Source organism: Extibacter sp. GGCC_0201, assembly GCF_017566055.1.
GTDB lineage: Bacteria > Bacillota > Clostridia > Lachnospirales > Lachnospiraceae > Extibacter.
In genome coordinates, this window is the sequence record NZ_JABFCH010000003.1 from 121,795 (window position 1) to 141,351 (window position 19,557).

At 48.5% G+C, this 19,557-nt stretch carries 18 protein-coding genes; 2 read left to right on the forward strand and 16 right to left on the reverse strand.

The genetic code is table 11. The features are described 5' to 3' along the window. Positions 1-68: 68 nt before the first annotated feature. The 11 genes from HJV72_RS03105 to HJV72_RS03155 all read right to left on the reverse strand — a co-directional run bounded on the left by HJV72_RS03105 (position 69) and on the right by HJV72_RS03155 (position 13,110). Positions 69-869 (reverse strand): MBL fold metallo-hydrolase, encoded by an 801-nt coding sequence (locus HJV72_RS03105; RefSeq protein WP_208068571.1) that lies wholly within the window; start codon positions 867-869, stop codon positions 69-71. Continuing rightward, positions 870-1,748: an NAD(P)-dependent oxidoreductase gene (locus HJV72_RS03110; RefSeq protein WP_208068573.1), complete on the reverse strand. Its 879-nt coding sequence runs from the start codon at positions 1,746-1,748 to the stop codon at positions 870-872. 52 nt (positions 1,749-1,800) lie between these two features. Continuing rightward, complete coding sequence (locus tag HJV72_RS03115) at positions 1,801-2,472, reverse strand: UDP-N-acetylglucosamine pyrophosphorylase (RefSeq protein WP_208068575.1); 672 nt, start codon at positions 2,470-2,472, stop codon at positions 1,801-1,803. Positions 2,473-2,521: 49 nt separating this feature from the next. Next, positions 2,522-4,561, reverse strand: coding sequence for a DNA topoisomerase (locus tag HJV72_RS03120; RefSeq protein WP_208068577.1), 2,040 nt, complete (start codon positions 4,559-4,561; stop codon positions 2,522-2,524). A gap of 26 nt (positions 4,562-4,587) precedes the next feature. Further along, the gene (gene ppk1, locus HJV72_RS03125) at positions 4,588-6,693 is read right to left on the reverse strand and encodes a polyphosphate kinase 1 (RefSeq protein ID WP_208068579.1); all 2,106 of its coding nucleotides are present in this window, start codon (positions 6,691-6,693) and stop codon (positions 4,588-4,590) included. Between the two features lie 708 nt (positions 6,694-7,401). Beyond that, positions 7,402-8,487, reverse strand: coding sequence for an aspartate-semialdehyde dehydrogenase (asd, locus tag HJV72_RS03130; RefSeq protein WP_208068581.1), 1,086 nt, complete (start codon positions 8,485-8,487; stop codon positions 7,402-7,404). Between the two features lie 87 nt (positions 8,488-8,574). After that, a complete protein-coding gene (argH, locus tag HJV72_RS03135) occupies positions 8,575-9,957 on the reverse strand; it encodes an argininosuccinate lyase (protein ID WP_208068583.1) in 1,383 nt (460 codons plus the stop codon). 76 nt (positions 9,958-10,033) lie between these two features. After that, positions 10,034-10,642, reverse strand: a complete 609-nt coding sequence (locus HJV72_RS03140; RefSeq protein WP_208068585.1) for an epoxyqueuosine reductase QueH — start codon at positions 10,640-10,642, stop codon at positions 10,034-10,036. A gap of 62 nt (positions 10,643-10,704) precedes the next feature. Next, a complete protein-coding gene (locus tag HJV72_RS03145) occupies positions 10,705-11,826 on the reverse strand; it encodes a sensor histidine kinase (protein WP_208068587.1) in 1,122 nt (373 codons plus the stop codon). A gap of 2 nt (positions 11,827-11,828) precedes the next feature. Continuing rightward, on the reverse strand, positions 11,829-12,476 hold the full coding sequence (locus tag HJV72_RS03150) for a response regulator transcription factor (protein WP_208068589.1): 648 nt from the start codon (positions 12,474-12,476) through the stop codon (positions 11,829-11,831). 22 nt (positions 12,477-12,498) lie between these two features. After that, positions 12,499-13,110 carry a hypothetical protein gene (locus tag HJV72_RS03155; RefSeq protein WP_208068590.1) on the reverse strand — a complete coding sequence of 204 codons (612 nt, stop codon included), beginning with the start codon at positions 13,108-13,110 and terminating at the stop codon, positions 12,499-12,501. Positions 13,111-13,259: 149 nt separating this feature from the next. On the opposite strand from HJV72_RS03155, the gene HJV72_RS03160 reads away from it, so the two are divergent. Then, a complete protein-coding gene (locus tag HJV72_RS03160) occupies positions 13,260-14,027 on the forward strand; it encodes an ABC transporter ATP-binding protein (RefSeq protein WP_049727871.1) in 768 nt (255 codons plus the stop codon). Then, entirely contained in the window at positions 14,020-14,739 is a 720-nt protein-coding gene (locus tag HJV72_RS03165) for an ABC transporter permease (RefSeq protein ID WP_208068591.1), read from the forward strand. Before HJV72_RS03160 ends, HJV72_RS03165 begins: the two co-directional genes overlap by 8 nt. A gap of 152 nt (positions 14,740-14,891) precedes the next feature. On the opposite strand, the gene HJV72_RS03170 is transcribed toward HJV72_RS03165, so the two are convergent. From HJV72_RS03170 to HJV72_RS03190, 5 genes are all read right to left on the reverse strand, one after another. Then, positions 14,892-15,959: a hypothetical protein gene (locus HJV72_RS03170; RefSeq protein WP_208068592.1), complete on the reverse strand. Its 1,068-nt coding sequence runs from the start codon at positions 15,957-15,959 to the stop codon at positions 14,892-14,894. 109 nt (positions 15,960-16,068) lie between these two features. After that, positions 16,069-16,326, reverse strand: a complete 258-nt coding sequence (locus HJV72_RS03175; RefSeq protein ID WP_208068593.1) for a hypothetical protein — start codon at positions 16,324-16,326, stop codon at positions 16,069-16,071. A gap of 23 nt (positions 16,327-16,349) precedes the next feature. Next, on the reverse strand, positions 16,350-16,622 hold the full coding sequence (locus HJV72_RS03180; RefSeq protein ID WP_208068594.1) for an HPr family phosphocarrier protein: 273 nt from the start codon (positions 16,620-16,622) through the stop codon (positions 16,350-16,352). A gap of 24 nt (positions 16,623-16,646) precedes the next feature. Continuing rightward, on the reverse strand, positions 16,647-18,368 hold the full coding sequence (gene ptsP, locus HJV72_RS03185) for a phosphoenolpyruvate--protein phosphotransferase (protein WP_208068595.1): 1,722 nt from the start codon (positions 18,366-18,368) through the stop codon (positions 16,647-16,649). 25 nt (positions 18,369-18,393) lie between these two features. Further along, positions 18,394-19,548, reverse strand: a complete 1,155-nt coding sequence (locus HJV72_RS03190) for an iron-containing alcohol dehydrogenase (RefSeq protein WP_208068596.1) — start codon at positions 19,546-19,548, stop codon at positions 18,394-18,396. Positions 19,549-19,557 lie beyond the last annotated feature (9 nt).

Below are 19,557 nucleotides of genomic sequence, written 5' to 3' on the forward strand. Positions count from 1 at the left end.
AATACGTTAATAGTCACGTCATGTCAAGAAAAACAATCGCAATAAATGGAAACCGGGCAAAACGGATCCTACACTGTAAACACTTCTTTATCCTCAGGTACTAAGAGATTCCCTTGATAATACTGCTTCCCTTCCTCTGTGTATAATTTCTTTCTATCCGGCAGATGTGTCTCTTCCGTGTGATATAAAATGAGGTTTGGAATGCCAAGCCTCTCGGCCAGCTCACATGCTTCCTTTACCGTACTGTGATGCTTTTCATACGGACGGAAGATATCAGCCTCCCGGTAGAGGCAGAATGCCTCGTGCATCAGCCAGTCGCTGCCTTTTACATAGCGCTCTTCGCATGGATTGTACGGTTCATCTCCGCAGCACGTTATCTTTTGTCCTTCACGCGTCACCATGGAGAATCCGAACTGCCTTGCTTTCGTGGAACCGATGTCAAAAAATGTCACATCCTGTCCCGTTATCTTCCGGCTCTCTCCATCTTCGACTGTTATAATACGGATACGTCCGCCAATATGCTTCGTCACTTTCTTTTGAATCGTCAGGTCCGCAATCGTCCGGATTGTTCCGGCAAGTCCTTCGTGACAGTAGATCCTCAGCTCCCCCTCATATGCGCCCTGATTCATCTTCTGTCCTATCATCCGTATCAGCCAGATAAGGCCGAGGAGATGATCGATGTGCTCATGGGTGAGAAAGATATCATGGATATCCGCAAGTGGAATCCCCACCTCTTTCAATCTCTTCAGAATCTGGTTGCCTCCGCCTGCATCCACAAGGAAATGCCGGCTCCCGTCAGACAGTGCAAAGCACGTATTATAGCACTCCGTCACCGCAGCATTGCCGGTACCCAGTATCGTAAGCTCCATCTATTCCTCCCCGCAGCTCTCTTCGTAGTGCTTAATCAGAGCCTGTGTTCCGAGATTGCCATAGCCTTCGCTTTCCAGTTCCTCATAATTCGCCAATGCCTGGCTGAGCACTTCCAGGCTGAGCCCGCTTAGATTTGCCTCAGTCAGGGCAAGCTTCATGTCCTTGATAAAATGCTTCATGAAAAATCCGGGAGCATAGTCACCTTCCAGAATCTTCGGTCCAAATATATCCAGCTGCCTGCTTCCAGCGGCTCCGGTAGAGACAGACTTCAGCACCGTAGACAGGTCAAGTCCCTTTGCATTAGCGTAGGTCAGAGCCTCACACACGCCTGACAGCGTTCCAGCTATCATAATCTGATTCGCCATCTTACAGTGCTGTCCGCTTCCCGGCCCTCCCTGGTAATTGATATTGGTGCCCATCGCTTCAAAAAGAGGCATACAAGATTCATAATCTTCCTGTGTTCCGCCCACGAGAATGGACAATGTTCCTTCCCGGGCGCCTGTGTCCCCGCCGGTTACCGGTGCATCCAGCACATGGAAGCCCTTTGTGGTTCCTTTTTCATATATCTTTTCTGCAAGCATCGGGCTCGTTGTCGTCATGTCGATGAGATACGTGCCTTCATCTGCGCTGTCAAGTATATTTCCTTCTTCAAAATACACCTCTTCCACATCCGCTGGATAGCCGACAATCGTAATCACCGCGTCACAGCCTTTTACACAATCCCCGATAGATTCATGGAAAATGGCGCCCTCTTCGATAACATCCTCCACTTTCGCCTTCGCGCGCGCATAGATATGCAGTTCAAACCCCGCTTTCATCAAATTGCGCACCATAGATTTCCCCATGATTCCAACACCGATAAATCCTATCTTATTCATCGTTCCTGCCTCCTTTCGCATATCTCCCTGTGGGTATTCTTAGTTCCCGCTCTTAATCTTCCACTTTTTCTACCACTTCGCCCTGGCATTTGTAGATGCTTCCACCTGGCACATATCCCCTTACGGATGACAGTGGATAGATATTTGTATAGCTTCCTACCACGCTGCCCGGATTCAGGACTGTTCCACAGCCGACCTCGACTTCATCCCCAAGCATCGCGCCGAATTTCTTAAGCCCGGTCTCTATCTTTCCCTCAGGAGTCTTGATTACTACGAGCTTCTTGTCGGATTTGACATTGGACGTAATCGAACCTGCTCCCATATGGGATTTGTATCCAAGCACAGAATCGCCGACATAATTATAGTGAGGCACCTGCACTTTGTTAAACAAGATCACGTTCTTCAGTTCCGTGGAATTACCGACGACCGCACCTTCTCCGACTATGGCATTCCCGCGGATAAATGCACAATGTCTTACTTCCGCATTCTTTCCTATGATTGCCGGACCGTTGATATAGGCAGACGCAAATACTTTCGCAGACTTTGCAATCCATATATTGTCCCCGGCTTTATCATACTCGTCTGCCGGCAGGGACTCGCCAAGCTTCACGATAAATTCGCCTATCTTCGGAAGAACTTCCCACGGATAGGTAATTCCGTTAAATATATCCTTTGCTATCGTCTCTTCAAGCGTATACATTTCTTTTACTGTCAATTCCTTCATATGATTCTCCTTTTCCGCCGGTCTGGTGCCGGCCTTAATGATTTATAGTTTATTTTGTGTCAGCCTTCTCTTTTCCCTTTTCCTTCTTATAAAAACGGGCTGCCTTATCATAGAACGTGCGCAGCTGGTACTGATTGTTCAATCCCTTGACCCCGTTCGTACGGCTTACGATGAAGTGGTCCAGCTTCGTCATATATTCATCCGGCGTAATCTCCCCGTCCGCCACATATGTAAGCCCCTTTTCCCAGCTTGCGGTAAGCTCGGGGTTCAAAAGGGATTTGATCGACTGGTCTACCACATCATATATCATCTCTCCCTGCAGGGTCGGCGTCACAATCTGAGTCTTCTTGTTCAGGGCAAGGTATTTGTTGCCTATGAGCTTCTTTAATATCTCTCCCCTTGTTGCACTTGTTCCGATACCGCTTCCTTTTATCTGGGCGCGCAGTTCTTCATCTTCGATGAGCTGCCCGGCATTTTCCATCGCCAGGATGAGGGATCCTGAATTATAACGTTTTGGCGGCGATGTCTTGCCTTCTTTGATATCCAGCGATCTTACCGCGAGCACCATACCCTTTTTCAGCCCCATTATCTTCTCGAAGAAGCTGTTGTCCGTCTCCTGTGCGTTCTCTCCGTCTGGCCCGTCCTCCGACTCCTTGCTGCTCTTATTCTGGCCCGGAATCCCGGCCACCTTCAGGTACCCCTCCTCAGCCAGCACTTTGAAGTTGGAGAAAAAGCGTTCTTCCTTTATCTTTGTAACGACAGACACCTTCTGATAGACCGCAGGCGGATAAAAGATGCTCAGGAACCGCTTCACGATGACATCATACACCTTCTTAGACACGGCACTGAGACCGTTCAGCGCCCCCAGACCCTGGCCTGTCGGTATGACAGCATAGTGGTCCGTAATCTGCTTGTCGTTCACGTATCTCGTCTTGGCAAGCCCCTTATGGCTTCCGTAGGAGACGATTTCTCCGAGGTAAGCAACCGCCGGCTCATACTTCATCAGCCCGTTCAGGTTCTTATGTATTTCCTTCGCCACCGCAGTGGACAATACGCGTGCATCCGTACGGGGATAAGTGACCAGCTTCTTCTCATACATCTCCTGCACAATCCGCAGCGTCTCGTCCGGACTAATCTTAAAGCGCTTGGAACATTCATTTTGAAGTTCTGCCAGATTGAACAGCAACGGCGGGTTCTTCTTCTCTTTTTTCTTTTCTATAGATACAATATTACACTGAATGGGAGCCGGTTCACTCAGGCCTTCGATCAGTATCCTCGCATCTTCCTCGTTCAAAAAACCGTTTTCCTTGTAAAGCTTCGGCGATTCAAACCATGCAGAACCTTTGACCGCGCGCCACTCTCCTTCAAATGACTGACCGGCGTCTCCAATCGTACTGATGACACGGTAAAACGGCGTCTCCACAAATTCCCGGATCTCCCGTTCCCGCCGTACGACCATACCGAGCACGCACGTCATGACACGCCCAACAGAAATCACAGAATACTTCGTGTGAAGATAATTGGATATGCTGTTTCCATACTTCAGTGTGAGAAGCCTGGAAAAGTTGATTCCCATCAGATAATCCTCTTTTGCCCGCAGATAAGCAGAGGCAGAGAGGTTGTCATATTCTTTCAGGTCTCTGGCCTCATGGATTCCTCTTAGAATCTCTTCTTCGGTCTGGGAATCAATCCATACTCTGCGGCGTTCTTTTCCATGGACATCGGCCTGCTGCTCCACAAGACGGTAGATATATTCTCCTTCCCGTCCCGAGTCGGTACATACGTAGATTGTATCCACATCTTCCCTGTTCAGCAGCCCGGCCACGATCTTGTACTGCTTTTCTACCGACGGTATGACTTCATATTTAAATTGTTCCGGTATAAAAGGCAGAGTCTGAAGGCTCCACCTCTTATACTTCTCGTCATAGCTCTCCGGATAGCTCATGGTCACCAGATGTCCGACGCACCAGGTCACGATAGAGTCCTCCGACTCCAGATAACCGTCTTTTCTTTTTGTTGTTAGCTTCAGTGCTTTGGCAAATTCCTGTGCCACACTGGGTTTCTCAGCAATATAAAGTGATTTCCCCATATGATATATCTGTACTCCTTCGTTGTCTACTTTCCAAATAGATGTCTTATCTTGTCAAGAAAAGTCTTCGGCTTTTCCGGCGCCTTCCGCTTTGCGTTCAACGCCTCCTGCATAAATAATGCCTGGGAATCTGTACGCGTTTCTGCCTGTTCTTTCTTCCCATAATTACCGTCTGGCTTAAGCACCCTCGCTTTCACGTTATCCGTCAGCATAATCTTCAGATAATGATTGATCTGGCGCCTGATGTCCTCATCCAGCACAGGACATGCCACTTCCACCCTTTTCTCCGTATTCCTAGTCATCATGTCCGCAGAACCGATATATATCTTCTGGTCTGCCCCTGTCCCGAAGCTGAAGATGCGGGGATGCTCCAGATAGCGGCCGACGATGCTCGTAACCGTTACATTTTCCGTATAATCTTTGACTCCTGGTAATATACAACATATTCCCCGTACAATCAAGTCTGTTTTTACACCGGCACGTGACGCTTCCGACACCTTTTCAATAAAGTCGACATCCGTCAGAGAATTCATCTTCATGACAATGCGGCCGCCGGCGCCTTTGCGGATTTCTTCATCCATCAGGTAAAGCACCCTCTGCTTTAAGCTTGTCGGAGCCACGATAAGCCTGTTGTACATTCCGTCCAGATTGCTGATAGACATATTCTTGAAAAATTCAGATGCGTCCCTGCCAATCTCACCGTTTGCTGTCATAAGCGACAGGTCCGTATACATGGCTGCCGTCTTCTCATTATAATTCCCTGTTCCAATCTGGGTGATATATTGGATTTCATTCCGGTTCCTGTATGTGATGAGGCATACCTTGGAATGTACCTTATATCCGTCGAAACCATATATGACACGGCAGCCTGCTTCTTCCAGCCGCTCCGACCAGTCAATGTTGTTCTGTTCATCGAACCTCGCCCTCAGTTCGATAAGGACGGTCACTTCTTTTCCATTTTCCGCCGCGGCACACAGGTACTCCACCAGACGCGCCTTCTTAGCCAGCCGGTATATCGTTATCTTAATCGTCAGTACATTCGGATCTGTGGAGGCTTCCTTAATCAGCCTGAGAAATGGGTTCATGCTTTCATACGGATAGTACAGCAGCATGTCCTTCTTCCTTATCTGCTGCTTCATCGGACTGCCCTCCTGCACATGCGCAGAATTCTGGGGCGTGAAGGCCGGATATACGAGGGAGCGCTTCATCGCCTCCGGCAGATTGCCGCTGATAGCGAACATATAGGCGAGCTTCACCGGCATCTTTGTCCGGAATATCTGATTCGGCTGTATGGCAAACTTTTCGCAGAAATACCGTTCCATCTCCTCGCTCAGCTTCTCTGCCACCTCCAGCCTTACAACAGCCATCCTGCGCCGCTTGTGCAGCGTCTCCTTCATCAGGTAGCGGAAATCGTCATTCACCTCAAGCGCCTCGTCATCCGGCGCTATGTCGGCATTCCTTGTGACGCAGATATAATTCTTGTCGGTCACCTCGTACTGATCGAACACCAGATCCAGGTATTCCATGATTACCTTTTCCATACGGATATAACGAATATCATGACCCGGCAGATACAGTATGTCTGACACGAACTGGGGCACTGGTACGATACCCTGCATCGTCTTATCCTTGTATTTCAGATTAGCCGTCACATATATCTCCTTATTCAGAAGATGGGGAAACGGATGGTTCGCATCTACAATCTGCGGAGACAGGATTGGCAGAATCTGCTCCTTAAAATACTTCTTCACATACTTCTTCTCGGACTGCTCCAGCTCTCTAAAGTCAAGGCCGCAGACGCCATAGGGGCTCAGCTGCTTCTTGATTTCCGCATATGTCTTATCCCGCTCCTTGTAAAGCGGTGCCACAGCCTCGAAGATTCTCTCCAGCTGTTCCCCCGGCGTCATGCCGGAGCGGCTGTCAATCGTGTTGAAATCTGTCTGGACCATATCGAAGAGGCTGCCCACTCGTATCATGAAGAACTCATCCAGATTGCTCGTAAAGATAGCCACGAATTTCATCCGTTCCAGCAACGGCACAGTCGGATCCTGTGCCTCCTCCAGTACCCTCTTGTTAAACTTCAGCCAAGACAGTTCTCTGTTCTGTGTGTAGTTTAGAATATCATTTTCCATACTTATAACCTCATCCTTCTTTCGTATTCCTGAAATGTAATCAGTCTATGCACCCAGGCATTATTTTCAGAATACCAGATCAGAGTCGCTGCCTCTATCACGTATGTGTTAAATGCACGTAAAATCTCTTTACATTTTATCACTTATCGTATGCAAAATAAAGCCTCATTTGAAGCAGCTGGAAGTTTTGTAAGCCAGACGCCGATGGGGAGGTATGGGGCATCTGCTTTACTGTCACAGGCGAGGGGCGGCTGTGAGGCGCTGCCGGCTGAAGGAAGTGCTTTGGCTGTGTCAGCATAGTGATAAAGGGCGAAGCAAGTTGAAAACCTTGGTTGGTAATAATATAATGAAGAAGAGCCGGAATCAGGTACGGGGATGTTATATGAGATAACATCCCCTGCCTGGTTCCGGCTCTTCTTACAGCAACAGCTGAAACAGCCAGCGGCCATCCTCTGGCCAGTAACGTCACACAGCCGCCCTCGCCCTTGTTAAGTGAAGTAGATAGCTGGCGGGAAGCCGGGTGGGAGATGCGCAGGTGTAAGCGGAAGAGGCGGAGAATCCTTTCCGGAGCCCTTATCCTATGGGATGTAAGCCGCTATCGGCGCGCATTCCGGAGGGTTAGGGATACGTGAAATAGTCGCAGCCTCGGACGCATCGTAGCAGATGCCACCCGGCTCCCCGCCTGCAGCCACTTCACTAGCCCCACATTTACTTGTGCGTGATAAATCCTTTTGCCGTCAGTGTCTCGGCACATAATACCGCTCCGCCTGCCGCGCCTCTCACCGTATTGTGGGACAGGCCGATGAACTTATAGTCATAGATGGTATCTTCTCTCAGACGGCCGATAGATACGCCCATTCCATTTTCATAATCCACATCCAGCGTAACCTGCGGACGGTTGTCATCCGACAGATACTTTATAAACTGCTTCGGAGCGCTCGGAAGTCCGGCTTCCTGCGGAAAGCCCCGGAAGCCTTCCAGCTTCTCGATAAGCTGCTCCTTCGTCGGCTTCTTCTCAAAATTGATGAACACCGCAGCCGTATGTCCGTTAAGCACAGGCACACGCACGCACTGGCAGGATATCTCAGGCAGTTCGGCCTTGACGATTGCTCCATGTTCCACTCTGCCGAGCACACGCAGCGGCTCCTGTTCACTCTTTTCTTCCTCTCCTCCGATGTAGGGGATAATATTTTCCACCATCTCAGGCCAGTCCTTGAATGTCTTTCCTGCGCCTGAGATTGCCTGATATGTCGTCACGACTACTTCTTTAGGTCCGAACTCTTTCCATGCGGCGAGACATGGCGTATAGCTCTGGATAGAGCAGTTCGGTTTCACCGCGATGAAGCCGCAGGTAGTGCCAAGACGCTCCTTCTGCGCCTCGATGACTTCAAAGTGTTCCGAGTTGATCTCCGGAACCACCATCGGGACATCCGGCGTCCAGCGGTGCGCGCTGTTGTTGGATACGACAGGAGTCTCGGTTCTGGCATATGCTTCCTCGATGGCTTTGATCTCATCCTTCGTCATGTCGACCGCGCTGAATACGAAATCGACAGATTCCGCCACCTTATCTACCTCGTTTACATTGGCAACGACCAGTCCCTTGACCGCTTCCGGCATTGGTGTCGCCATCTTCCAGCGGCCTCCCACGGCCTCCTCATATGTCTTTCCCGCCGACCTTGGGCTTGCAGCCACCGTCGCCACTTCAAACCACGGGTGGTTCTCAAGCAGAGAGATGAAACGCTGTCCGACCATGCCCGTTGCTCCTAAAATACCTGCTCTCAGTTTCTTTTCCATAATAATCTTCTCCTTTTCACCGCACGGCAGGGGCAGACCCCTGCGGACGGGGCCCGGCCCCTGTGCCTGATATGTTTTGATAATGTTCTAATATTCTTCCATATATTTTCTGTAATAGGCAATCGTCTCTTCCATCGCGTGCCTTCCCGGCGCTCCGGTCGTAACCCGTTTGTTCACGCATGTCTCAAGGCTGATGGCCTCATAGATGTCCTCTTCAAATACTTCCGATATCTCCTTGTACCCTTCGAGTGGAAGTTCATCCAGCGAGATTCCCTTTTCTATGCATGCCAGAACGAGCTGCCCTACGATACCGTGGGCATCCCGGAACGGTACCCCGTGGTTCACGAGGTAGTCCGCCGCGTCGGTGGCATTCGTAAAGCCGTTCTTCGCACTCTTCTCCATCCGGTCTTTCCTGAATTCCGTCGTCCTTATCATGCCGGCAAAAAGCACAAGGCATCCCTTTGTCGTATCGATGGCGTCAAATACCCACTCCTTATCCTCCTGCATATCTTTATTATATGCAAGCGGAATCCCTTTCATCGTTGCAAGCATGGCATTCAGCGCGCCATACACTCTACCCGTCTTGCCGCGGACAAGTTCCGCGATGTCCGGATTCTTCTTCTGCGGCATGATGCTGCTCCCGGTGCTGTATGCGTCATCAATCTCCACAAACTGGTACTCGTTGGAATTCCATATGATTACTTCTTCTGAAAAGCGGCTCAGATGCATCATAATCGTTGAAAGCGCCGACAGCAGCTCTATCAGGTAGTCCCGGTCAGATACGCCGTCCATGCTGTTGAGCGTCGGACCTCCGTCAAAGCCGAGCAGCCTCGCCGTATATTCCCTGTCAAGCGGATAGGTCGTACCAGCCAGCGCACCAGAGCCGAGGGGACAGGTGTTCATCCTTTTGTAGATATCCTGCAGCCTCTCGTGGTCTCTTCTGAACATTTCGAAATACGCACCCATATGATGGGCCAGCGTTATCGGCTGCGCTTTTTGAAGATGTGTAAATCCCGGCATATATGTATCGATGTTGTCTTCCATGATAGAAAGTATTGCCTGCAGCAGCCCCTCCACCAGGTTGTCGAGCAGATGCACTTCATCCCTCGTGTATAGCTTCATATCCAGCGCAACCTGGTCGTTTCTGCTCCGGCCGGTGTGAAGCTTCTTTCCTGGATCGCCTATCCGGTCGATAAGCGTCGCTTCTACAAAGCTGTGGATGTCTTCATACTTGTCGGATATCTCAAGACGTCCGCACTCCACGTCGTCCAGGATGTCTTCCAGCCCCTGGATAATCTGGTCCTTCTCGTAATCTGTCAGGATTCCCTGCCTTGCAAGCATCATCACATGCGCGATGCTTCCTTTTATGTCCTGGGCGTAGAATCTTTTATCAAATGAAATTGATGCGTTGAAACTGTATACAATCTGGTCTGTCTCCTTGGTGAAGCGACCGCCCCATAACTGTGCCATATGGTTTTCTTCCTTTCATGTAGAATCATTGTAAAAGATTTTATCATATTTCTGTGTAAAATCAAACGGAAATGCATTATTTTGCACGTTTAATTGAAAATTCACATCCACAGTAATCCTGCCTGTACAGTCCGAACTCCTTTGACAGCTCTATGGACCTCTTGTACCCGTTCTTTTTCTTGAAATCCGACTGCAGATATCTGACCCCGAATTCGTTTTCAAGCCTTACTCCGATTTCATTCAGCCTGTCCGCATTCTTCAGCGGGCTTATGCTGAGCGTCGTGGTAAAATACTCAAAACCTCCCTTGACTGCCAGCTCCGCCGCTTCCCTGAGCCTAAGCTCATAGCACTTCAGGCACCGTTCCCCGCCTTCCTTCAGATGTTCCATCCCGGCAGCCATCTCATAGAACCTCTCTCTGTCATAATGACCCGCGATAAATGAAACCGGATATCTCGTCTTCATCTCTCCAATCAGCGTCTGCTGTTCCAGAATCCGTTTCGTATACTCGCTTTCCGGGTAGATATTTGGATTGTAATAGAATACGGTGATGTCGAAGCAGTCACTCAGATATTCCAGCACATAGCTGCTGCACGGCGCACAGCAGCTGTGAAGCAATAGCCTCGGTACTTTGTTTTCACTTTTCAGCCTTTCCATCAGTTTGTCGAGCTCTTTCTGGTAATTCATCCGTCTGTTTCCCCTTGCACATTATCTTTGCCCGGCATCATACCCCGGGATTACTGTATTTATTAAGTATATGGCATTTCAGCGGAAGGCGCAAGCCTCCTTTTTGTACTCCCCCATATGAGCTTTGCGGCTGTACCCGTCTTCTCTGATATATCATACTTCAGTTTCCATCTGTGGATTCCGGCGATATCCTGGCAGATGGCAAGGCCATAGCCATGCGGCTTTAACCCGGCCTCTTCCCTCGTCCGGAATGAAGCTCCATTGAAGACGCAGAGCCCTTCTTCGTCTGCCGTGACCTTCACATGTCCGCCGGCATTCACTGCATTGGAAATCATATTCTCCAGCAGGCAGCGCACAAGTGTCGGTTCACCGTTTATCTTCCGTATGCTTACATCTAATTCAATACCGGCATAAGCCCGCCTTATTTCCTCCAGCATATCTGGAATATCTATCGGGACAAAGGAGAGCTCCCCTTCCTTGACATTACCCATAATCAGCAGCTTATCCACCACATCCTTCATGCTGCGTGCACTGCTTACAATCTGCTGTGCCGCGAAGAACCGGTCTTCTTCCGTTATATTGCCCATCATCATATACTGTGCATATCCCTGTATGCCTGTCAGCGGAGTTCTCAGTTCATGTGCAATCTGGTTCACCGGACGGAATATCCGCTTCATCGTAGCATAAAGCATGATTCCGATAACGGAAGATATAAGTATTCCAGCTGCAGCCGCACCATAGAGCTTTCTGTTTTGAAGCTCGTAAAAGGACTGTATGTTTTCCAGATAAGTTATCTTCAGCAGCCGGCTGCCGCTCAGAACTTCGTCATGGATATAGAGATGCTTCATGCCCCCATATGTCAGGATTCCAATCCGGCCCTCCGGTATATCTTCCAGCGCAATCTTATCTGCCAGTACGATATCCCCGAAGTGCACTTCGAGCAATATTCCCGCCTTTCCATATCTTTCCGCTATGTAGCCGACATCCGTCCCCATATGTCCCCCATCCAGCTCTTGTATGGACTGCATGGCATATGCGATCCCCTGCTCGCTGTCGATAGCCCGTTCCGTCAGATAGCCCAGATCATTTCTGAAAGAGATCGAAACCACCGCAAACAGGCATGTGTATACTACTATGACAAATAAGGTAAACGTCACGAGAAAGTTTTTCTTCCAGATCTGCATTGTCATATCTCCAATCTGTACCCATATTTAAATACGGTCTTGATCTGATCTTCCAGCCCCAGCTTCTGGCGGAGGCGGCGAATATGCACGTCGACAGTGCGGTCGTCTCCATAATAATCCATTCCCCATGCCAGATCTAATATCCGGCTTCTGGAAAGGGCGATATTGCAATTTTCAAGCAGCACCTTCAACAGAGCGTATTCCCTGTGCGTCAGCTCTACCGGCTCTCCGTCCCTCCTGACAGAAGCGCGGCAGATATCGACCTCCGTGCTTCCAAGCTTATACAGAGTCTGTTCCCTGTGCTCCCTGCGGAGAACGACCTGAACACGGGCAGACAGTTCATCCAGGGCAAAGGGCTTTACGATATAATCTTCAGCACCCGCCATCAGCCCTTTCACTCTGTCTGGAATCTCATCTCGTGCCGTGACACAGATGACAGGGATATCCCCCGCCTTTTCCATCACCTCGAACCCGTCCATATCCGGAAGGCTCAAATCCAGCAGCATGAGCGCCGGCCGCTTCTCCTCCACGGCTCTAAGGGCCTCACGGCCAGTATATGCCGGAAGCCCTGTATGTCCCATCATTCTCAATGTCCTCTGAATAAGTTCATTGATTCTTTTATCATCTTCTACTATCAATATCTCTGCCATCTCTTTTTACGTCCTTTGCACCTCAGTCTTTCGGATGGTCGGAGGTCTCATAGGCGAGCGCACCTATTTCTTCCAGCTGTTCTGCGGTCAGATCTGATATGACTGCCTGATCCGGATCGATATCATATTTGCCGCATATCTCTTCTATTATGTCTCTTCCCCCTCCGAAAGCATAGATCTCATCGATATATATTTCCAGCGACATTGTCGCATCCGAATAGCCATTGTCTTCCTCTATTGCCTTCTTATCCTCATTCTCTTCCAGCAGCGGATTGGCCCCCATGTCTTTTAACAGGATGAGGACTTCTTCATAATTGCGCATTTCTGCCGTAACATCTTTCATCGTTACCGTCTCATAGTCCAATCCGAATTTGCGGCACACTTCCTGGCCTATGTCCGCATAACTGTCATTCAATACATCTTTGTATAATGTGCCGTCCTCCCACGGTACATTCATCTTGGGGGCGTCCTGCTCCCCGGAGCCTCTTTCCGCCTCCTTTTCTGCTGCCTTTACTACGTCCTTTTCGGTCCTGGCTCTGGAATATGCAATTCCTGCCCCCAGACATGCCGTCAGGCATACGACCAGGCCGGCGGCCATCAAAGCTATCCTGTGCTTTTTCCATAACTGTCTCATATCATCTGCCCCTTCCTTTGATTTATGATGACTTGTCTCACCTCTACAATCCCATCATAACGGGGACTTGTTGCAGACTTATTACGTAGGCACCCTTTTCACATTTTCACATAAACTAACTATATATCATCCAGGCTTAGGAGGTTTCCATGGATCAAATATTAGAGCTTCGGCATATCCACTACGCCTATCACAACATGGAAGGTGAAACCCCTGCCCTTATCGACATTTCATTTTCCATGAATAAGGGAGAGTTTGTGGCGATTGTCGGACCATCCGGCTGCGGCAAATCCACCTTATTATCCATTATATCAGGACTGATAGAGCCGGAAAAGGGACTGATTAAAATCAACGGTAAATACTTAAGAGAAAGTACCACCAACATCGGCTATATGCTTCAGCATGACCAGCTCTTTGAATGGCGCACAATCTACAACAACGTGATACTCGGACTGGAAGTCCAGCATATGCTGTCGGCAAGAAGCAAAGAAAAAGCCCATGAACTGCTGGACACTTATGGGCTGAAGCAGTTTGAGAACGCCAAGCCGTCAGAATTGTCCGGCGGCATGCGTCAGAGGGCGGCTCTTGTACGCACGCTCATCCTGGAGCCTGATATCTTACTACTGGATGAACCGTTTTCAGCTCTTGATTATCAGACCCGCTTAAATGTCGGGGACGACATCGGACAGATTATCCGAAGAGAAAAAAAGACCGCGATACTGGTAACGCACGACCTTTCAGAGGCCATCTCGCTGGCTGACAGGGTAATCATCCTGACCGACCGGCCTGCAACGATTCTGCAGACGCTGCCTCTGAAATTTGATTTAGAAAAGGACACTCCGCTGAACCGGAGAAATGCCCCTGAATTCAAGACATATTTTAACTTAATATGGAAGGAGTTGAACACGAATGAGTGAATTGTCCGCCGGTCAGCGGCACTTCCTTTCCCAACAGAAGCGGCATAGACGAATCGTCAGCGTATCCCGTGTCCTCATACTACTTAGTTTCCTTTTTATATGGGAATTTACAGCAAATGTAGGCATCATCGATTCTTTTATCTTCAGCAGCCCATCCAAGATAGCGCTCTGCTTCTGGGGAATGCTCATAGATAAAAGTATCTTTCTTCACATAGGAGTCACCCTGTATGAAACCATCTTAAGTTTCATCCTCGTAATTGCCATCAGTATTCTGATGGCAGTTGCACTTTGGTTCAGCCCAAAGCTGTCAGAGATACTGGACCCTTACCTGGTCGTCCTGAACAGCCTGCCAAAGTCAGCGCTGGCTCCTCTCCTGATCGTATGGCTCGGAGCCAATACTACCACGATAATCGTGGCCGGAATGTCGGTTGCGATCTTCGGCAGCATACTGAACCTGTACACGAGCTTTACAACCGTAGACCCTGAGAAGATAAAGCTCATATATACGCTGCACGGTTCCAAGTATCATGCACTTACGAAGGTAGTCATACCAAGCTCGATACCTGCCATAATCAGTACGATGAAGGTCAATATAGGGCTCTGTCTCGTAGGGGTGATTATCGGGGAGTTCCTGGCCGCAAGAAACGGTCTTGGATACCTGATTATATATGCAAGCCAGACATTCATCCGTGTGGGGGAAATGATAGTTTGAAAAGCCTTGAGATACAACCTCTGCCATCCATCTCATCACAAACTCATGTAAGCTTATATTCTATCATCTCATACACCAGTCTGCTCCCCTACATAATCTCCGTCAATTCTATCAATAACATAATCATTCAATTGCCCTTTGGGTATTTCTGATTACGCAATCATTCTTCCCCTGCTAAGTACCTGCTCCCACTGTTCATCCGTTAAAAATATGGGGCATTTCATGTTATCAAGCCTGCTCATATCTATATTTAATTCTCTCTGTGCCTGTATTGCCGCATCAAACAGCAACATATCTTCCTCTACTGTCTGTGACAATACCATTGGATTATCACAAAAAGCGTGGTCGTGGTCAAATAACGGACAGTACCCTATGATTTTTCCGCTTTCATTGTCCATAAAAAATCCCCAGTTCTGCTCATGCCTGTCATTATTATTTAAAATATAATCTGCTATCTGCATTTGCAGATATGCCGTCCGGTCTATCTTTACTGCTTCTTCATATGGGTTCAAATCATATGCTTCACAGAAAACTTTAAATTCTTCAAATGTAACCATGGCAATATCTTCTGAAGTAAATAACTTGGAATTTACAATCGACTCCCCAACTCCGGCAATCCACTGTTTTCTCCCGGCAGGCAAGTATGAATCTATCTCCTCATCCACAGACACCTGATAAGGAATATGCCTTATATCAAGTGCATCTAATATTCTATCTGCCGGTATTTCATACTTACCTATTTTATGGAGATACAAACCGTCACTCTGTCTAATCCAGCCTTTTGCACTGGCCCCCAATGTAGTAAGTTCTGGTGTATGAATATCTTTCTTCACCTCCATAGTCACCGGATAATGCGTACTTCTGCCGGACAGAGAAATTTCTGTAATAAATAAGGACAGGGGATTTTGAAACAAATTGACCTCATTCCAAGTCTTAACATCTTCCTCTTGCCGTATCCAGTAAGAATCTGTCAGTGTCAACCCCCGGCAGGCCTTGCAGACTGCATATCGGTTACTCTGTGATAACCTCAGGCTGTTTAGAATTTCTTTCGCATAGCTTCTCCCAATTGAAAGTGTCCGATTGGAAGCCCATTCAATAAAATCTGCCAGCGTAATATTCTGTTTTCTAAGCGCAAACGGCAGTAGGTCAAAATCTAAGACTTTACATACACCACTGTCATTCACTTCCAGTAAAGGCTTATCTTTCATCAATAACTGCATCTGCATCCTCCTACGGCTATATTAGTATCTATTTATTATACCATGACTATGCATAAAGAAAAAGTGAGGAAGTTTTATTTTCTTTCTCACTTTTCAAGTAGTTTTATTCCTATTTTTCATTCAGGCTTTCACCGCAGTGTATACATATATCCGGGCGAAGCGTGACCGGAATAAATCTATGGCACCTTGGGCACTTGTGAAAGCGCACTGCCACTGACACGGCTGCAATTCCAGAAAGTATTGCGCATACTGACAGTGCAGTCACCGCCATCTGCGGAAGGCTGGTAAAGAATTTACACATTCCGCCACATATCATTGTCAGACCGGCCAGCACCGCTGCGGTTCGCCGGCATGTTTTCATCGTCATTTGTACCGCTCCTCTCAATAACATCATTCACCAAACCCAGATTCTATCAATGCAGCCAAGGATTCCACTGCCTGTTCCTCATCTTCTCCTTCCGCCGTAATCTCTGCCTCCGTACCCTTTGCCAGGCCCAGAGCCAGCACAGTTAGAATTGATTTGGCATTAGCCGGTTTTTCATCGGCAGTCAGATTTTTGATCTTAATCTTGGAAGTAAATCTCTTTGCCGTTGCCACGAAGTCGGACGCAGGACGTGCGTGAAGTCCTGTCGGATTGACAATTTTAATCGTTTTCTTATACATATCAGCACCCTCTCCATCTTTGAATTATTTGTCCCGTTTCCCTGCAATTTCTGCTTTCATGAAAGAGACAATCTGCTCTGTACTATCCATCTCCAGGACACAATCTTTTATCGCACATAATTCTTCTGCCGAGAAACAGGACATCGCCTGCTTAACTGCGGTAATCCGGGACATGCCCATGCTCAGCTTCCTGATTCCCATGCCGGCAAATATAGGCGCATACACCGGATCCCCGCCCATTTCACCACAGACGCTTACCGTTTTGCCCTGCTCTGTAAATATCTGGTTTACATAATCAATAAGCCGCAGCACAGCGGGAATGCCCGCATTATAATACTTTATAACCTGTGCATTCTGGCGGTCTGCCGCTGTAAGATACTGGAGCAGGTCATTCGTTCCGATACTGGCAAAGTCGACCTGTCTGGCCGCCTCTTCTGCCAGCAAGGCAATCGCCGGAATTTCAATCATAATACCAACCTTTGTCCCATCGTCAAACGGAAGACGGTCTTTTTCAAGTGACCGCTTTGCGGCTTCAAAAGCCGTGAGGGCAGAACGTATATCGCCTATGCTTCCAATCATCGGAAACATGACCCACAGGTCACCGTAAACCGACGCACGCAGAGCCGCACGCAGCTGTGTTATAAACAGTTCTTCATGCTCCAGGCAGAAACGCAGTGCCCGGTTCCCGAGAAAAGGGTTTTCTTCTTTCGGAAGCTCTAAGTAAGGCAGAACCTTATCACCTCCGATATCCAATGTACGGAGTACGACTGTCTTGCCGCGGGCTTTTTCAAGAATATGCCGATACGCCTCGTATTGTTCCTCCTCGGTCGGCATATGGCCGGAATCCATATATATAAATTCGGTGCGGAACAGGCCGATATAATCTACATACGGAAGCAGGCTCTCCTCTTCTTCCAGCGCGCCTATATTGATACCCGTCTTGACAGATACATGGTCGCTGGTCTGGCAGGGCCTTACAAGGAATTGCTTCGAAACCTCTTTCTCTTTCATGTATTCATTTTTTAGATGAGCGGCTTCAAGAAGCTCTTCCTGAGTCGGGGCATAGATAACTTCGCCAGACAGTGCATTTATAATAATCTCACCTCCGTCCTGGAAGCATTCCAAGGCATCCGTCACACCAGATACTGCAGGTATTCCGTAACTTCGTGCAATTATCGCCGTGTGGGATGTAACTCCGCCGATTTCTGTAATGATTCCCTTTACATGTTCCCGGTCGATTACCGCTGTGTCAGACGGCAGCAGCTCATAGGCTACTACTATCGTATCCGGCGGAAGTTCTGCAAGGTTTCTCTCAGGAACCCCGGCCACTAGCCGTAGCAATCTATTTTTTACATCCTCAAGGTCTGCCGTCCTGGCACTAATAAGAGGATCTTTTGCTTTTGACAGCAGGGTAATGAACTGTGAAAATGATGACTCAATTGCCCAGTCGAGGGAATAGCACTCTTCTATTGCATTACTGATACTTTCTTGCAGCTCTTCATCTTCCAGCATCTCCTGGTGTGCCGCAAATATCTTGGCTTTTCCAGGGTCCGTCGTCTGTAGTTTATGCTCCATCTGAAGCAGCTCCTGCATCGCCGTACGTCTCAGTCGTTGAAACTTTTCCAGATTCTGACCTGCCTCTGATTTAGAAACAGACTGCCGCGTTATATGTATTTCGGCAGGTAGATATCTATAAATCCGGCCGTTTGCTATTCCTTCTGAAATACCATTTCCTTGATATGTCATCACGCACTCCTCCTTTCTCACCAAACTAAAATGCAGATGTTAAAATACCGATAATATCTGACCGTACAGGACATACCGGATTCGTATCGCAGCACGCATCTTTAAGCGCTTTTTCGGCAACCGCTTCAAAGTCCTCTTCCCTTACGCCCAGTTTATGTAACGGTATATCTGTACTAATCTTTCTCGATAATTGTTCGACTTCAGAGATGAAAGCGTCCGCACTTCCTCTGGCAGACTGAACCTTCTCTTTTAACGGTGCGATAGCTGTATGCAGTTCTGCATACCGCCCGGCACATCCACGTTTATTAAAACGCATGACATGAGGAAGCAGAATCGCATTCAAAAGACCGTGGGGAAGATTATACAGGCCACCTAATGCATGGGCTGTGGCATGGACGAGACCTACACCCCCATTGCCGAAAGCCATGCCTGCCATATACTGCCCGTATACCATGTCATCGCGGGCATCCAGATTATCCGGATCTGCTACCGCCGCCGGCAGACTGCGGAAGATATACTGAACCGCAATGCGTGCCAGTTCGTCTGTCAACTTGAAGGAAGCTTTCGAAACATAGCATTCTATGGCATGAGTCAGGGCATCCATACCGGTTGCCGCAGTCAATTCCCTTGGAAGCGTAAGCATCAGCTCCGGATCATCAATGGCAACATTGGCCAGCGCATGCACTCCTTCAAAAATAAGCTTTGTATTTGTCTTCGTGTCCGTCAGCAGGAAACAGTTCGTAATCTCGCTCCCTGTGCCGGCAGTTGTATTGACCGTGATAACGGGTGCCCCTTGGTTTGGAAACCGGTCCACGCCGGCATACTGTTCTATAGGAGCAGGATTGGCTGCCAATACTGCCACTGCCTTGGCACAATCGTGTGCAGACCCTCCTCCAAGGCTGATTATGCCTCCACACTCTGTCCCAGCATAAAGGGAATGGGCCTCATATACACTTTCCAAGGTAGGGTTTGGCTGAACCTTGTCATAGATAACGAGATCAATCTGCCGTTCATCCAGCAGGCAACGGATACGGGATGTCACCTCCGTGGATGCAAGATACGAATCCGTAACCAAGAGGAAACGCCTGGCTAATCTGGAAGCCTGTTCTCCTATTTCGTTCAGGCTGCCCGCCCCTAAGACAGAGACGCGGGGCAGGTAAAAAAATGAAGTTGCTGACATTGTAAAATC

Excerpts from the sequence above, each read along its gene's own strand:
- HJV72_RS03105 (WP_208068571.1), bottom strand. The coding sequence starts at position 869 with ATGGAGCTTACGATACTGGGTACCGGCAATGCTGCGGTGACGGAGTGC.
- HJV72_RS03110 (WP_208068573.1), bottom strand. The coding sequence starts at position 1,748 with ATGAATAAGATAGGATTTATCGGTGTTGGAATCATGGGGAAATCTATG.
- HJV72_RS03115 (WP_208068575.1), bottom strand. The coding sequence starts at position 2,472 with ATGAAGGAATTGACAGTAAAAGAAATGTATACGCTTGAAGAGACGATA.
- HJV72_RS03120 (WP_208068577.1), bottom strand. The coding sequence starts at position 4,561 with ATGGGGAAATCACTTTATATTGCTGAGAAACCCAGTGTGGCACAGGAA.
- ppk1 (WP_208068579.1), bottom strand. The coding sequence starts at position 6,693 with ATGGAAAATGATATTCTAAACTACACACAGAACAGAGAACTGTCTTGG.
- asd (WP_208068581.1), bottom strand. The coding sequence starts at position 8,487 with ATGGAAAAGAAACTGAGAGCAGGTATTTTAGGAGCAACGGGCATGGTC.
- argH (WP_208068583.1), bottom strand. The coding sequence starts at position 9,957 with ATGGCACAGTTATGGGGCGGTCGCTTCACCAAGGAGACAGACCAGATT.
- HJV72_RS03140 (WP_208068585.1), bottom strand. The coding sequence starts at position 10,642 with ATGAATTACCAGAAAGAGCTCGACAAACTGATGGAAAGGCTGAAAAGT.
- HJV72_RS03145 (WP_208068587.1), bottom strand. The coding sequence starts at position 11,826 with ATGCAGATCTGGAAGAAAAACTTTCTCGTGACGTTTACCTTATTTGTC.
- HJV72_RS03150 (WP_208068589.1), bottom strand. The coding sequence starts at position 12,476 with ATGGCAGAGATATTGATAGTAGAAGATGATAAAAGAATCAATGAACTT.
- HJV72_RS03155 (WP_208068590.1), bottom strand. The coding sequence starts at position 13,110 with ATGAGACAGTTATGGAAAAAGCACAGGATAGCTTTGATGGCCGCCGGC.
- HJV72_RS03160 (WP_049727871.1), top strand. The coding sequence starts at position 13,260 with ATGGATCAAATATTAGAGCTTCGGCATATCCACTACGCCTATCACAAC.
- HJV72_RS03165 (WP_208068591.1), top strand. The coding sequence starts at position 14,020 with ATGAGTGAATTGTCCGCCGGTCAGCGGCACTTCCTTTCCCAACAGAAG.
- HJV72_RS03170 (WP_208068592.1), bottom strand. The coding sequence starts at position 15,959 with ATGCAGTTATTGATGAAAGATAAGCCTTTACTGGAAGTGAATGACAGT.
- HJV72_RS03175 (WP_208068593.1), bottom strand. The coding sequence starts at position 16,326 with ATGACGATGAAAACATGCCGGCGAACCGCAGCGGTGCTGGCCGGTCTG.
- HJV72_RS03180 (WP_208068594.1), bottom strand. The coding sequence starts at position 16,622 with ATGTATAAGAAAACGATTAAAATTGTCAATCCGACAGGACTTCACGCA.
- ptsP (WP_208068595.1), bottom strand. The coding sequence starts at position 18,368 with ATGACATATCAAGGAAATGGTATTTCAGAAGGAATAGCAAACGGCCGG.
- HJV72_RS03190 (WP_208068596.1), bottom strand. The coding sequence starts at position 19,548 with ATGTCAGCAACTTCATTTTTTTACCTGCCCCGCGTCTCTGTCTTAGGG.